At 44.4% G+C, this 14027-nt stretch carries 14 protein-coding genes; 6 read left to right on the forward strand and 8 right to left on the reverse strand.

The features are described 5' to 3' along the window. Positions 1-48: 48 nt before the first annotated feature. From MU515_RS11360 to MU515_RS11370, 3 genes are all read right to left on the reverse strand, one after another. Positions 49-1485, reverse strand: coding sequence for a coniferyl aldehyde dehydrogenase (locus tag MU515_RS11360; protein ID WP_260260561.1), 1437 nt, complete (start codon positions 1483-1485; stop codon positions 49-51). A gap of 76 nt (positions 1486-1561) precedes the next feature. Further along, positions 1562-2005, reverse strand: a complete 444-nt coding sequence (locus tag MU515_RS11365; protein WP_260260538.1) for a hypothetical protein — start codon at positions 2003-2005, stop codon at positions 1562-1564. Between the two features lie 109 nt (positions 2006-2114). Beyond that, positions 2115-3017 (reverse strand): LysR family transcriptional regulator, encoded by a 903-nt coding sequence (locus tag MU515_RS11370; RefSeq protein ID WP_432816142.1) that lies wholly within the window; start codon positions 3015-3017, stop codon positions 2115-2117. Between the two features lie 124 nt (positions 3018-3141). Between MU515_RS11370 and MU515_RS11375 the strand changes: the two genes are divergently transcribed. The 5 genes from MU515_RS11375 (at position 3142) to MU515_RS11395 (ending at position 9337) form a co-directional block, all read left to right on the forward strand. Then, on the forward strand, positions 3142-3663 hold the full coding sequence (locus MU515_RS11375) for an NADPH-dependent FMN reductase (protein WP_260260539.1): 522 nt from the start codon (positions 3142-3144) through the stop codon (positions 3661-3663). Positions 3664-4027: 364 nt separating this feature from the next. Next, complete coding sequence (locus MU515_RS11380) at positions 4028-5794, forward strand: SgrR family transcriptional regulator (RefSeq protein WP_260260540.1); 1767 nt, start codon at positions 4028-4030, stop codon at positions 5792-5794. Positions 5795-6074: 280 nt separating this feature from the next. Continuing rightward, the gene (locus MU515_RS11385) at positions 6075-7064 is read left to right on the forward strand and encodes an ABC transporter substrate-binding protein (RefSeq protein ID WP_260260541.1); all 990 of its coding nucleotides are present in this window, start codon (positions 6075-6077) and stop codon (positions 7062-7064) included. Positions 7065-7197: 133 nt separating this feature from the next. Beyond that, positions 7198-8097 carry an ABC transporter permease gene (locus MU515_RS11390; protein ID WP_260260542.1) on the forward strand — a complete coding sequence of 300 codons (900 nt, stop codon included), beginning with the start codon at positions 7198-7200 and terminating at the stop codon, positions 8095-8097. Further along, a complete protein-coding gene (locus MU515_RS11395; protein ID WP_260260543.1) occupies positions 8090-9337 on the forward strand; it encodes a quaternary amine ABC transporter ATP-binding protein in 1248 nt (415 codons plus the stop codon). Before MU515_RS11390 ends, MU515_RS11395 begins: the two co-directional genes overlap by 8 nt. A gap of 89 nt (positions 9338-9426) precedes the next feature. Here MU515_RS11395 and MU515_RS11400 read toward each other — a convergent pair whose 3' ends face one another. The 5 genes from MU515_RS11400 to MU515_RS11420 all read right to left on the reverse strand — a co-directional run bounded on the left by MU515_RS11400 (position 9427) and on the right by MU515_RS11420 (position 13347). Beyond that, positions 9427-9666 (reverse strand): RNA recognition motif domain-containing protein, encoded by a 240-nt coding sequence (locus MU515_RS11400; protein ID WP_260260544.1) that lies wholly within the window; start codon positions 9664-9666, stop codon positions 9427-9429. A 188-nt stretch (positions 9667-9854) separates the two neighbouring features. After that, complete coding sequence (locus MU515_RS11405) at positions 9855-10376, reverse strand: DUF2058 domain-containing protein (RefSeq protein ID WP_260260545.1); 522 nt, start codon at positions 10374-10376, stop codon at positions 9855-9857. Between the two features lie 102 nt (positions 10377-10478). Beyond that, the gene (locus MU515_RS11410) at positions 10479-11981 is read right to left on the reverse strand and encodes an ABC transporter ATP-binding protein (protein WP_260260546.1); all 1503 of its coding nucleotides are present in this window, start codon (positions 11979-11981) and stop codon (positions 10479-10481) included. After that, on the reverse strand, positions 11978-12757 hold the full coding sequence (locus MU515_RS11415; protein WP_260260547.1) for an energy-coupling factor transporter transmembrane component T: 780 nt from the start codon (positions 12755-12757) through the stop codon (positions 11978-11980). The genes MU515_RS11410 and MU515_RS11415 overlap by 4 nt, the downstream gene beginning before the upstream one ends. Before the next feature lie 8 nt (positions 12758-12765). Further along, on the reverse strand, positions 12766-13347 hold the full coding sequence (locus MU515_RS11420; RefSeq protein WP_260260548.1) for an MptD family putative ECF transporter S component: 582 nt from the start codon (positions 13345-13347) through the stop codon (positions 12766-12768). 264 nt (positions 13348-13611) lie between these two features. Between MU515_RS11420 and MU515_RS11425 the strand changes: the two genes are divergently transcribed. Further along, complete coding sequence (locus MU515_RS11425; RefSeq protein ID WP_260260549.1) at positions 13612-13935, forward strand: hypothetical protein; 324 nt, start codon at positions 13612-13614, stop codon at positions 13933-13935. Positions 13936-14027: the final 92 nt, after the last annotated feature.

The following is a 14027-nucleotide window of genomic DNA, read 5'->3' on the forward strand; positions in this document are numbered from 1 at the left end:
AAAGCTCGGCCATAAAGGTCGAGCTTTTTGTCAATTTACAATGTAAAACTAGCGAAGAAATAAACGCGACATCGCTAGCTTGAGCCACTTCGCTTGTTTAGATAACCACCAAGATCTCGGTAGCCAAGTCGGGGTGGATAACACCGTTCGCGCTTTGGAAAACGTGGCAAAGCCCTCTTGTCCATGATAATGACCCATGCCCGAGTTACCAATGCCACCAAATGGAGCATCATGAGCAGTCACGTGGAACAAGGTATCATTGAAACAAACACCGCCGCTGTGGGTTACCTCTAACACTCGCTGCTGTAACTTCTTATCTTTACTCATCAAATACAGCGCCAACGGCCTTGGTCGGCTCGTCACATAATCCAGCGCTTCCTGCATGGTTTGATAACCAATGACAGGTAAAATAGGACCAAAGATTTCGTTTTGCATTACCGCCATTTCATCTGTCACACCAGTCAGAAAATGAGGCAACATTTGCTGATCGCTTGTAGCAACCTCATCAATGGTATAAACCGAAGCCCCTAGCTGCTTAGCGTTATCCAAATACCCCTGCAGTCGGTCATATTGCCCTTGATTGATAATATGAGTGACTGAGTCCGCACTCTCTTTTTTCAAATACGCCTTGCGGAAGCGGCTAATGTAACGTTGGATAAATTCAAGCTCGCGACCTTTAGGTAACAATACATAATCTGGCGCGACACAAATTTGCCCCGCATTACTGCTTTTACCAAATAAAATGGCGTCAATTGCCCGATTAAAATTCGCGTCATCAGCAATAATTACTGGGGATTTACCGCCCAATTCTAACGTTACGGGTGTCAGGTTTTTCGCCGCCGCTTGCGCGACTTTCACGCCAACCTGCGTTGAACCAGTAAACAATAGATGATCAAATGGCAGCTCAGAAAAGCTCTGGGCAATCTCAACATCACCTTCAACCACCGTGATATAGCTAGCTAAGCAGTTAAATATCTCGCGCAAGACTTGATTGGTATGCGGGGTGTATTCACTGAGTTTAACCATCACTTGGTTACCGGCCGCCAATGCAGTCACAATAGGACCAAGACTTAAAAAAACAGGGAAGTTCCAAGGAACAATCACCCCAACAACCCCTAACGGCTGGTAGACCACTTTTACTTTGGAAGGAGAGAGCAATAAACCCGATTGACGCTTACTCGGTTTAGCCCATTTTTTTAAGCGTTTCTGAGTGAAATTGATATGGTCAACAGACGGGACAATATCGCATATTAGGCTCTCAAATGAGTTACGAAATCCGTAATCCTGACCCAAGGCATCGACAAGCTCATCTTTGTATTGGAGGATAGCTTGTTTTAGCAACTCCAATCGCTCTAAACGTAACTCTATTTTGGAGTTTGGCTCAGATTGAAACTGCTTTACCTTTTGCTCAAACAGTTGCTGAAGTTCCTCAGCAGATTTCACGTGCGCTTTGTGCCAGAGATTTAAATCGACCACTTTTTCCATCTCGTTACCACTCATCTAAATATGCGTTACCTAAGTATATATAGAGGTTGGCAAAATATGTTGAACAATAATAGCGTTAACGTTCGCTATCCACTTTGTCTACATGCCATGACCCTTTGCACGGCCCATTAGTTAAGAACCAATCCCCTTGAATACGATGGCCACTTGCTGTCGCAGTAAATCGGTAATCCCACATTCGATTATTCGCATATAGACGTAAATTACCCGCCTCATCTATCCAGCCTCTTAACGGAGTGCCGTTGTAGGTTAAGGTGAGGGTGACGAATCCATCAACAACTTTGCCAGTAATGGTGGTTTTCTCACACAAATTATTGTTCGTGACATCGACTCGCCTACCCGCCCATTCGCCATCAAACTCAGTAGAAACAGCAAAACCGGGTTCTGCCGGCAACTTAGGGAAAGACTCTGAGTTATTCGAACCAAACCACTGTAATTTACTGCCAACTCCAACGAACACAACAAAGCCGACAGTTAAGCCAACCAACATACCTTTTTTCATGCCATTCCTTTTGCTCAATAACGGTATTAATTACTTTAACAAGTAAGTTTCCATGACTGGCAACCTATGATGTGATCCGCCACTCATCCATCAAAAGATTAAGCTAACCTTAATGTTGGCCTAACTCTTCCACGACAAAATCAATGAAGGTTCGTACTTTGGCTGACATATGCTTGCGGCTTGGATAAACCAAACACAACTCAATATCGTGGCGAGGATAATCAGCAAATAGTTCAACCAACTTGCCAGAGGCTAGCCCTTCTCTCACATGACCATCAGGTAAACGACAAATGCCCTTACCCAACAAGCACAAGCTCAGTTCAACCTCTGGGCTGTTGGTTAGAATAACGCTGTCTAAATCGACTTTTATTTGCTCACCTTGCTTACCAATATAATCCCAAACAAAAGGCTGCTTATGATTGGAGTAACTCATAGTGCGGTGATTGGCTAACTCACAGGGATGCTTTGGCAAACCGTGCTTTGCCACATACTCTGGCGAGGCAACCGTTCGAGTACATGAACGTTGAACACGGCGGCTGATCAATGTCGAGTCTTGGGCTTTATGTGAAGAGCGCAATACCACGTCGTAGCCTTCACCTATCAAATCCACCTTATGATCGCTGGCATTGACTTCCAGTTTCACTTTTGGGTATTGGTCCATATATTTAGCGAGAATTGGGCTTAGCTGCACAGCGCCGAATCCTGCCGGACAGCTAATCCGCAATAAACCTTTCGGCTCACTTTGCTTACCATTTATTGCATCTTCTAGCTCTTGAGCACTCTCGATAATTTGCTTACAGTGGCGAAAGTAGTGCTCACCCTCTGGCGTCAAACTCAGCGTGCGCGTCGTGCGGTGAAGTAATCGAACCCCTAAACGCTCTTCCAGTTTAGAAATCTCTTTACTGATGTAAGAAGTCGAATGCCCCGTACTGTTTGCTGCATTGGTAAAACTCCCCTCATCCACCACAGTGGCAAAGATCACCATTCCATCCAACAAATTCATCTCACTCATTGCCTAGCCCTATTAAGAGTCATATGGAAACAATCATTACACAGATAGGTTATTAATCAATAAATAGAATCAAAGTAATCTATACCCATCCACTGAAATGAAAAACGAATTTGAGGAATGAATCATGAAAGTACTCGCTTTTGGAGCCAGCAATAACAAGCAATCTATCAACCAGCAACTTGCTCAATACGCAGCGAAACAAGTACCTAATGCTGACATCACAATGTTAGATATTGATAGCCTAGAAATGCCGATTTTCAGCGATGAACGCGAAAAGCAACTAGGCCAACCAGAACAGGCTCAAGCATTCTACAAGGCCATTGGTGAAGCTGATTTAGTGATCATCTCATTTGCTGAACATAACGGCTCTTATACAGCTGCATATAAAAACGTCTTTGACTGGACATCGCGCATCAACATGCAGGTATTCCAAAACAAGCCAGTGATTATGCTAGCGACTTCCCCTGGCCCAGGCGGTGCAAGCAGTGTGCTCGCTGCGGCATCAGGCTCAGCGCCATACTTTGCAGCAGATGTAAAAGGCAGTATTTCACTACCAAGCTTTTTCGATAACTTCGATATGGCAGAGCAAAAAGTGACAAATGAAGAGTTCAATAGCCAACTACTGAATGTGATTGAAACTCTGTAAATAACACAAATTTTCACAATCACCCGTTGGAATTCATCGCTCAAACTTCGTTATTCAAGCCTTTTCCAAGGTGATAAACATCACCTTGGAAAAGCTCAGTGAAGAAGACACGCAGAGCAGCAGTAAACAGCGGCTTAATTCCGGGGGTGACAGGAGCAGGGTGCTATCTACTGCCGCTTTGGATGTGTTCTCCATGATCTATTCTGCTTGACTTGAAAGGAAACAAAAACTGAACAATTAGATTTTTATTGTTCCCTAATTCCACTTATTTGATTGAAATTAAGCGTTTTACGACCACAATAGGTTAAAATGCGGAAGTCAACTTTGCATAAAGTGCTTAGTTTCACGGATATAAGGGAAATAAATGTCTGATCTCAATCTGTTACGCTACTACGCTCGTTTGACTCCGCTTGGAGTAAGACAAGAAGTAAAAACGGCTCTGTCCGATGTGGCTGACTTACTGTTTACCAGTGCACGTCATGCCCGAAACTTACTCGGTGATATGCAAAAGCTCGGTTGGCTACAGTGGCAACCCAAAGTAGGACGAAATCAGCGCTCCACTCTGATCCTCAATCTAGAGTTGTCCGAATTGAAAGCACAGCTAGCCACTGAGCGTATTCAACAAGGCAAATACGAAAAAGCCCTCTCAATCCTCGATAACGATCAGCGCGTATTTGGCCAACTGCTTCAATCCACTTCAGGTGCATCAATGCGTGAAGGTCGGTTGCACATTCAGCTAACCTATAAACGTCCATTCCAGCGCTTAGTACCCCATCAACTTCACCGCTCAAGTGAACGCTATTTGATTCGTCAAATATACTGCTGCCTTGTAAGTAGTGACTGGCATGGGCAATTAGAACCCCAATTAGCGCATCATTGGCAACATAATGAGCAAGCCACTGAATGGACATTCTATTTACGCCCTGGCATTACTTTCCACGACGGTTCAGCCATTGATGCACGTAGTGTCGCCGATCTCTTTAATCGCCTCGCACAATTGCCTAACTATCAAAGAGAAATCGGCCATTTAGCCAAAGCCGAAGCGCCAATGGCCAATAAGGTCGTATTCCATCTTTCAGAGCCTGATTTGGGCTTTGGCGGCTTACTCTCTGGCATCAAATACTCCATACAGCCATTACAGCAACTGCAAGACAATTATCAAGGCGCTGTGATAGGCAGTGGCGTGTTTGAAGTAAGCGAGCACTCCAATACTAAGCTTGGCCTGCGCGCTTTTGAGCACTACTACGCTTGTCGCGCGCTGACTGATTTGGTCACAATTTGGCAGCTGGATGAAGGCGGACTGCGAAACAAGCAAATCGATACCAACCAGATTGCGACCAATCACCCCGAGCACAAGGGTGAGAGGTCGTGCAATTACTATCTAACCGGAGAAGAAAACGACCAAGAAGAACAGGATGTTCAGCAAACGCGTATTGAAGATGGTTGTATGTTCATTTTGTTCAATCAAAGAAGTGAGTCCCCACTTACTGAGCAGCAAAAACGTTATTTTTCTTTCCTTGTCACGCCGGAAAGCGTCCACCAGCAACTGCTGCATGAAGGCAAAAACTTTGGCAGTGAATACGCTTACAACGTCTTACCGATGTGGCATTCAGTGATGAGGCCCGCAGGAGAACCAACAACGCTTCCAAGTGAAATATCCATTGCGGTATACGACTATGCCGCGCTGAAGAACTGCGCAAATGCAGTAAAAAAACAGTTGGAAGAATTTGGTATCAACGTCACTGTAAACAGTTACGCCTTTAGAGAGCTAAATGATTTATCCCGCAATCATGAACTCAAAGAAACCTTAGTGATCACCAACATCAACCTTGATGACAACCGACACGCCTCGGCCTTTAATTCACTGTACAATAACTCAATTCTTCATGGCGCGATTGGTGCAGAGGCCGAACAATGGCTTAGCCAAGCGCTACGAAACATGCGCCGCGTTACCCCACTCGAGCAGTATTTATCAGCCCTTGAACCCATCGCTTCGGCACTTATCAACCAGTTCTGGTTGTTGCCTCTGTTCCACCACCGTCAAACATTGCGATTCCACGGTGTATTAAAAGATGTCGCCCTAACCAACTGGGGATGGCCAGATATTCGCAACGTGTGGTCAGCCGACTAGTACGATAGAAGCTCAGCGCTTTAGCTAATGTTGCTGCAACAAGAGGGTCTCAATGCCTCTTGTTGCGCAGCAAAAAGCTTAGACAACAAAACATTCTATTCTTCCATAAAATCACTAATCCTTCTCTCAAACCTGACACAATACGCTATTTATTGTATTTATTTCATTGTCATGCCCTTTAATATCGAAATTGTGCTAGATATAAGCCCAGTAGATTGATTTGAACTCTAAATATTGTTTCGCTACCCTAATAAGGTATTCATTAGAAAGGGAAATCGAGATGAAACTCAAAAAAGCAGCGCTTTTACTGCTTGGTGCGACCGCGACTCACGCTTCTGCGAATGAATGTGGCGAGGTCACCATTGCAGACATGAACTGGAATTCTGCAAGCCTAATTGCGCACGTTGACCAATTTATTCTCGAACACGGCTACGGCTGTGAAGCTGAATTAATACCAGGCGATACCATGCCAACTGGCACCTCGATGATCGAAAAAGGGCAACCTGATATCGCACCTGAACTATGGAGCAACAGCTTAAAAGATGCATTAGATAAAGGCGTAGAGGAAAAACGCCTACGCTATGCAGGCAAAGTCCTTGTCGATGGCGGTGAAGAAGGATTCTGGGTACCTAAATATTTGGTCACTAAATACCCTGAATTAGCCAACATTGAAGGGGTCAAAAAGCACGCTAAACTCTTTAGCCACCCAGAAGACCCTGACCAATCCGCCTTTTACTCTTGCCCTGCGGGTTGGAACTGTCAAATCAGCGCAGGCAACCTATTCAAAGCCATGAAGCTAGATGAATCAGGATTCACTGTTGTCGACCCTGGCTCAAGTGCAGGCCTTTCTGGCTCTATCGCCAAGGCTTACGAGCGAGAAGAAGCTTGGTTTGGTTACTACTGGGCACCAACTGCTGTATTAGGTAAATATGAAATGGTCAAAGTCGATTTCGGCAGCGGTATTGATGTAGATGAATTCATTAACTGTACCACTCAAGCTGAATGTGAATCACCAAAAGCAACAATGTACCCACCATCACCGGTTCACACGATTACTACCGAACAATTTGCTAGTCGCGCTCCAGAGGCTTACCAATACTTCACCAAACGTGGTTTCACCAACGCAGATATGAACCAACTGCTTGCATGGATGGAAGATAACCAAGCAGATGGTGAAGAGGCGATGCACTACTTCCTCGAAACCTACCCAAAAATTTGGCAACAATGGGTTCCACAAGACGTGGCTGACAAAGTAACTAAAGCCTTGTAATCACCTCTTTTATTGCGTGCTGCTACACTATTATGAGTAGTAGTGCGCAACCTCTACTCAGGACAAACAACTCAATCGTCAAAGTTGTAGGCCAAAGCTCATCGAAAGTTTTGGCATTGATAAGGAAGTAATAATGTCTGACTTAAGTTGGCTCAGCGAATTTCCAGAGATGGATCGCGCAGACTTACGAGCCATAAGAAAAACCCTCGACGGAGCCTACCGTAATTTCTCTCGCGAATATGGCGAGCTGATTGAATCCATTTTCGACCCACTGCTTTCATTTCTAGTCTGGTTTGAAAAACTGCTCATCTCCACCCCATGGTTCATCGTATTGGCTGTCTGTACTGGATTGGTTTACGTGGCAAGCCGCTCATGGAAGCTCACTGTAGGCTGCGTGGTATCGATGCTGCTGATCGGCTACTTTGGCATGTGGGAAGACACAATGCGGACTTTAAGTATCATCACGGTCTGTACTTTGCTCTCCATTGCTCTTGGCATCCCGATTGGTATTGCTATGGCTCGCTCAAACCGCGTGCAATCAATCGTCACGCCTCTGCTTGATGTGATGCAAACCATGCCAGCTTTTGTTTATCTGATCCCCGTAGTGATGCTATTAGGTATCGGTAAAATTCCAGGACTAATTGCCGTTGTCATTTACGCTATTCCTCCGGTTATCCGCTTAACCAACCTTGGCATTCGTTTGGTAGACAAAGAGGTGCTTGAAGCTGCCACCGCATTTGGTGCCAGCAATAAACAAAGATTGTTCGGTGTGCAGCTACCGCTAGCCATGCCAACCATAATGGCAGGTATCAACCAAACCATTATGATGGCACTGTCTATGGTGGTTATCGCTTCGATGATTGGCGTAAAAGGCTTAGGCCAACCGGTACTAAAATCCATCACTAACCAATATTTCACCCTAGGTCTTCTCAATGGCTTTGCTATTGTCGCTCTAGCCATTCTATTCGACCGCGCTTCACAAGCGTATGCAAAGCGTACTCAAGCGCACCTTGGAGGACTAAAGCATGACTGATACCTTAATTGAGATTAGTGGCTTATATAAGGTGTTTGGCCCAAATCCGCACTCAGTGATGGACCAAGTCAAACAAGGGGCGAGTAAAGAACAAGTCTTAGAGGAAACTGGGCATACCGTTGGCCTCAAAGACATCAACCTGAGCATCAAACAAGGTGAAATCTTCGTTATCATGGGCTTATCTGGCTCTGGTAAATCGACCATGATTCGCCATTTCAACCGTTTGATTGACCCAACCGAAGGTAAGATCATGGTGGAAGGCATCGACGTTATGCAACTGTCTAACACCGAGTTGGAACAGTTTCGTCGCCATAAGATGTCGATGGTATTCCAACGTTTTGGTCTTCTTCCTCACCGAACTGTGCTAGAAAATGTTGCCTACGGCCTTGAAATACAAGGTATCGAGAAAGAGCAGCGCAACGAAAAAGCTACAGAATGGCTCAATACTGTTGGCCTAAAAGGCTACGAAAAACAATACCCAAGCCAGCTATCTGGCGGCCAACAACAGCGTGTGGGTTTAGCACGGGCCTTGGCAACAGATGCAGAAATACTGCTGATGGACGAAGCCTTCTCAGCACTTGACCCACTTATTCGCAGTGAAATGCAGGATCAATTGATCGAGCTACAAGAGACCTTGCACAAAACCATCATCTTCATCACTCATGATTTAGATGAAGCTCTACGCCTTGGCGATCGCATTGCGATCTTGAAAGATGGCGCACTGGTACAGCAAGGTAAGCCCGATGAGATTCTACTTAATCCTGCGGATGATTATGTCGAAGCGTTCGTCAAAGACGTCAATCGTGCTCGCGCTTTAACGGTAGAGACGGTTATGCAGCCTCCAGCGCTTCGTATTACGGCACTCACCATCGATGACGCTTTGCAGCAAATGAAACGCTCTAAGCAAGATTACGGCTACCACGTCACCGAAGATGGCTATCAAGGGCTTGTTACCAAAGAGGGCTTGTTGGACGCGGCTAAAGAAGCGGATCACGAAGGTTTATTTGATGAAATCTACGAAGAAGTGCCTGCGGTATCGCCAAGCTCAGCGATTGAAGAAGTCCTTACTGAAACCATGTCTTGCGACTTTTCTCTACCAGTGGTCGATGATGAAGGTAACTTGCAAGGCGAGCTAGAAAGAAGCGCCGTCGCTGAAATTTTCTCTGAATCGAGTAGTGAAGATTTATTCGATGAGCAAAAGGAGAAAGCAGAAGAGCGAAAGCTGGAAAAGGTCAGTTAGGCAAAAAGCAGCTCTCTTAGCTCACTAAGTGACCCACAACATCAAAAAGGGCAGATTCAAAATATTGAATCTGCCCTTTCTCTATACGATCAATTTTGAGCGTATTTAACTCGAATTTTGCTCTTAGCTAGCGTTGATAAATTTAACGCTTCAACGGCAGCTTTTGCTTCATTTTCGTCAGGCATTTCAACAAATGCAAAGCCTTTTGAAAGGCCTGTTTCTTGATCTAACACCAAGTTGCACTCGGTCACTTTGCCGTAAGTTGAGAACAAAACACGAATATCTTGCTCTGTCGTTGCACGCTCTAGATTGCGAACTAAAAGTTTCATAATGATTGCCTAATTTAAAATGCCCGCTAAGTGTGTCAGGTAAGTAACCACAAACCAAGTAATATATTATATTACTTCGGTGACGGCACTTTGAGACCATTTCCAGCAGCCCAAAACGGCCATCAAAAAAGCCTCCAGTAATGGAGGCCCTTGAACGTCTGAAACGACATTACGCTATTTGAGATGATTTACCACATTAAGTCATCAGGCACGACGAAATCTGCATACGGATCGTCTTCATCAACCTCATCAGAAGATGACGTATTAAGCTCAATGATGGTCTCTTCATCACGTTGGGAAATCTTATTCGCTACTACGCTAGGGATCACCACATAGCCTTCTTCGTAACGCGCAATCGAAAGGATACCCTTTGCCAGTTGAGTCTGAACTAACTCTTCTACATACAGCGCTTTAACCAAAGTGCCGTCGGTAAAGTTGTATTTGATCTCACCATCTTTCAGATCGATCTTGTTCATCTCAATCAACTGCTTGATTTGCGCTTTGATCTCTTTGCTCAAACGCTGCTCTTTTTGTTGCGTGCTCAGCTCTTTGTCACGCTCTTGCTGCTGACGCTTGTTCTCTTCTACCGCCGCCTTTACTTCACGCGCTTGTACACGTGATTTCTTAGAGCCTTTCTTGGCTTTCTTTAGCTTTTTCTCGTTAACCAAGCCCGCTTTTAGCATTTGCTCTTGCAGTGTTAGTTTTGCCATGATGATTCCGATCTTAAAAATTTGTGCTTATTTTATCGGGACAACCCAAGCAAATAAAGCAATCAGCGTGCAAAAATGACCTGCTCAGCAAAACAAGAAGAATTAATTAACAACCAAAGCATTTTGGTGCGTTCGAATGCCTTCCGTTTCTTCTGTTTCGCCACGTTGCATAAAGCGCAATAAACGCTTGTTGCCAGTGTCATCAAGACGATAGATTTGGTCAATATTGCGCTTGCTGATATGTATCGCCCAATCACAACATCTCAACAATAATTCTGGCTCATGACTGATGATGATTACTGTGCTGCCATTTTCACGTAGCTTAGCAATTTGCTTAATCACCCTAGCTACGTTAGCTCTGTCTAACCCGCTGGTTGGTTCATCTAAAACAGTAAATTCTCGATTGGCTGCAACGGCTATCGCTAATGCCAATCGCTGCTTTTGACCACCCGAAATAGCCAGTGGATGAGCCTCTAACAAATCACCTAGGTCCAACTCGTTTAAAATCGATACCGCTTGCGATTCATCATCGCTGGGCATATTGAGCATCACTTCCTCTAACACTGAATCACACAGCAGTTGACGATTTACTTCCTGATCGACGAAGAAGCAGCGACGACGAAGATCTTTACCTTTCAGCAGACCATGCTCATCCCCAAGTTGAAATGCCCCTTTATCTAGGCCGCACAACTGACGAAATAAGCTACTTTTTCCGGCGCCATTTTCACCGACTACAGCAACGATGGCAGATTTGGCAATACAATGAGCTTTAACCTGTTTCGACACTCTTGAAAACAAACTCGTACGAGGGCTAATCAACCAGTTCTCATCAGGTGATACAAACGCCGAGCCAGTAGCCGATAACTTATTGGATCGTTCGCCCATAAACATATTTGATTCTGGAGCCTGATAAAAACTATCGCTAGTAACCTCAGAAATTCGCCCCTTATCGAGGTGAACTTGCCTATCGACTAAACCATCTAAGTAGGCACTCCGATGCTCTGCCACGATCACCGTCATACCTTGTTGTTTCCAATATGTAATGGCCTTAGCCAACATGTGGGCTGCCTTAGCATCTAAATTAGCGCTTGGCTCATCCAGCAAAATGATCTCTGGCCGCATCAAACTGGCACCCGCACAAGCTACGCGCTGCTTTTCTCCACTCGATAATAAGTCGAGCTTGTTATGCTCCCGACCTTCTAACTGAAAATGCGCCAAGGTTTGTTGAAGCCGTTTCTCTATTGTTGCCCTCTCTACTGCGAAGTTTTCCGCACTGAATACCAGTTCACTACCAATTTTATTAGTAAAAAACTGGCTACGCGGATTTTGATAAACCGTTGCAATTTTCCGATATAAAGAGGTTTCAGGAATACTCGATAGCTCTTCACCATCAAGATAAAGGTGCCCACCAGTGTCGCCATTGTAAAAGTTAGGAATAAGACCACTCATCGCTCGAATTAGAGTGCTTTTTCCTGATCCAGACCCGCCAGTTAACAGCAGGCATTCACCTGAATATATGGTCAAGGTAATGGCTTGCAATGTCGGACTACCATTTGAATTTTCCGCATAACGAAAACTGAAATTTTCAAAGCATAATTTACTCATGGCATCACCCACAGCGATAGAATGGCCAATATTACGTTAGCCACGATGACAGCCAAGATAGGTAAATCGAACCAAGAAAAGCGTGTTTGGTAATAATGAGTACGACACTTTTCCGCACCTAAACCACGACTGATCGCAGCAGCAGAAAGCTCATCACCTATACGTAAAGTATTGTTAAGAAAAGGCACTAATCGACAAAGCAATGCCGTTTTCAAACTGCCATTACCCAACGCGAGGCCTCGCATGCGCACACTACGCTCTATAGCGATAAACTCACTTAATACACAAGGGAAAAATCGCGATATGATGACCAATACAGCTATCAAAGCTGAAGGTAACCTAAACCGATACAAGGCTGAAACCAGTTCAGAAACGGGGATGGTCATCAATAAACTAAAGCTAGCGACGGCTGGCAAAATGCGAGTACAGAACACAACCATACCCATTACGGCGATTTGGCTATCTCCTTCAAGACTTGGCACAACTGTGATTGCAATCCACGCAAAAAAGCCAAATAGCAACGATAGCATTAAGCCACTCTTCCAGTAGCCTTCTAACATGAGTACCAACATAGGCAGTGCTGCTAATAAGAAATAAGCGCTTTTAGCCACTTGGCCTCCACCAGCCCCACCCACCAAGATGATACTGACACACAGTAATAACAAAATTTTACTACGGGGATCGACTCGACTACTTTTCTCTTGCGGTATAACCAAAGCAGATTTTGAGTGAGGAAGTTGATTATCTCTTGGCTCTAAAGTTGGTATTTCAGCCATTGGTAAACCTACACCACGCCTGCACGGCTTAACTGCTTGTTAAGTAGTTGCGAGCCTACCTTTGCACCGATAAAGCCGCAAACCATTGCCCCAACAACCAATACAGGCAGAAGCCAATATGGCATCAACACACTTAAGCTTTGAGCATACTCTTGCCCATAGCCCTCGGAGATCATTGAAAAATAGCTTTCTCGTGAAAGATAGAAAGGTAAAAAGTTTCCAATCACCCACAAACTAAAGACACTGTATGCGGTGATACCACGCTTAAGTTCTCGGTAATCTGAACTCTTTAATAATAAATCGGCCAGCAAACCAAACACTGCACCAGTCAGTACTACCCAATACCCCATACCCGCGACAAACATTAATAGGCCATTCACAAAGCCTAATAGTGCAACCATGCCAAACTTATCGACCCGTGTGAGAAACAGCATAAAGATCACCCCGCCAAACAGGGGAGCTAAAGCCGCTAAAAGAGGGATAAATACTGGGATAAATCCTACAAAACCAATTGCAATCATTAATACAAAAAATAACACTGAGTAAATCGCCACAGTACTCAGATCTTTCACACTCAAGTTAAATGTCATGCCATTTCCTTGGTAATTTAATCGGTAATATTAATTACCTTTATCAACATATTAAGTTCCAGCAGCTTATTAACTTCTAAGAATAAAAAGAACCCTATTTGTTGACAAAATAAATATTAGTTCCGAAGCGGGTATTGATATCCGTTTTGGGGTAGTCGTCAATTCATCGCCTATTGGAGAATTTAGAAAAGAATATTTTCACATACACATGCACCTAAACAGTGGTTATACAGGCCGAACTAGCCTGTGAAGAGGGAATCAGAAGTGACCAATCTACGCAAGACAGGACTCGCACAAGCAATATCAATCAGCTTATTACTAGCAACAACTTACGCTCACTCATCGGCTGAGCCTGACGCTAGCGTGATGGAAACCATCATAGTTTCGGCACAAAAAATCGAACAGAGTAAACAAGATATCCCCGCTTCGTTAAATATTTACTCTGATACTGATTTAGAAGAGCTGAATATCAAACAAACGACAGATATTGCTCAACTCACACCCGGAATGAACTATTTAAAAGCGGATAACCATACCGCTTATTTTGTTTATCGCGGTAAAGGGCGCGAACGTACTTTGTTAAGCTGATGTAAAGAGAACTTTTGCTCTATAATCTTTGTCCCACGTAGCCTTATTCATCTTCCTTGGTACAGACACGCTCCCTTCTGACTTCCTGAAGA

This window comes from Vibrio intestinalis (assembly GCF_025195085.2).
In the GTDB taxonomy this organism is placed as follows: domain Bacteria; phylum Pseudomonadota; class Gammaproteobacteria; order Enterobacterales; family Vibrionaceae; genus Vibrio; species Vibrio intestinalis.

Coding starts and splice junctions, on each gene's coding strand:
- MU515_RS11410 (WP_260260546.1), bottom strand. CDS start 11,981: ATGAGTAAATTATGCTTTGAAAATTTCAGTTTTCGTTATGCGGAAAAT.
- MU515_RS11415 (WP_260260547.1), bottom strand. CDS start 12,757: ATGGCTGAAATACCAACTTTAGAGCCAAGAGATAATCAACTTCCTCAC.
- MU515_RS11395 (WP_260260543.1), top strand. CDS start 8,090: ATGACTGATACCTTAATTGAGATTAGTGGCTTATATAAGGTGTTTGGC.
- MU515_RS11405 (WP_260260545.1), bottom strand. CDS start 10,376: ATGGCAAAACTAACACTGCAAGAGCAAATGCTAAAAGCGGGCTTGGTT.
- MU515_RS11375 (WP_260260539.1), top strand. CDS start 3,142: ATGAAAGTACTCGCTTTTGGAGCCAGCAATAACAAGCAATCTATCAAC.
- MU515_RS11380 (WP_260260540.1), top strand. CDS start 4,028: ATGTCTGATCTCAATCTGTTACGCTACTACGCTCGTTTGACTCCGCTT.
- MU515_RS11360 (WP_260260561.1), bottom strand. CDS start 1,485: ATGGAAAAAGTGGTCGATTTAAATCTCTGGCACAAAGCGCACGTGAAA.
- MU515_RS11370 (WP_432816142.1), bottom strand. CDS start 3,017: ATGAGTGAGATGAATTTGTTGGATGGAATGGTGATCTTTGCCACTGTG.
- MU515_RS11385 (WP_260260541.1), top strand. CDS start 6,075: ATGAAACTCAAAAAAGCAGCGCTTTTACTGCTTGGTGCGACCGCGACT.
- MU515_RS11420 (WP_260260548.1), bottom strand. CDS start 13,347: ATGACATTTAACTTGAGTGTGAAAGATCTGAGTACTGTGGCGATTTAC.
- MU515_RS11390 (WP_260260542.1), top strand. CDS start 7,198: ATGTCTGACTTAAGTTGGCTCAGCGAATTTCCAGAGATGGATCGCGCA.
- MU515_RS11365 (WP_260260538.1), bottom strand. CDS start 2,005: ATGAAAAAAGGTATGTTGGTTGGCTTAACTGTCGGCTTTGTTGTGTTC.
- MU515_RS11400 (WP_260260544.1), bottom strand. CDS start 9,666: ATGAAACTTTTAGTTCGCAATCTAGAGCGTGCAACGACAGAGCAAGAT.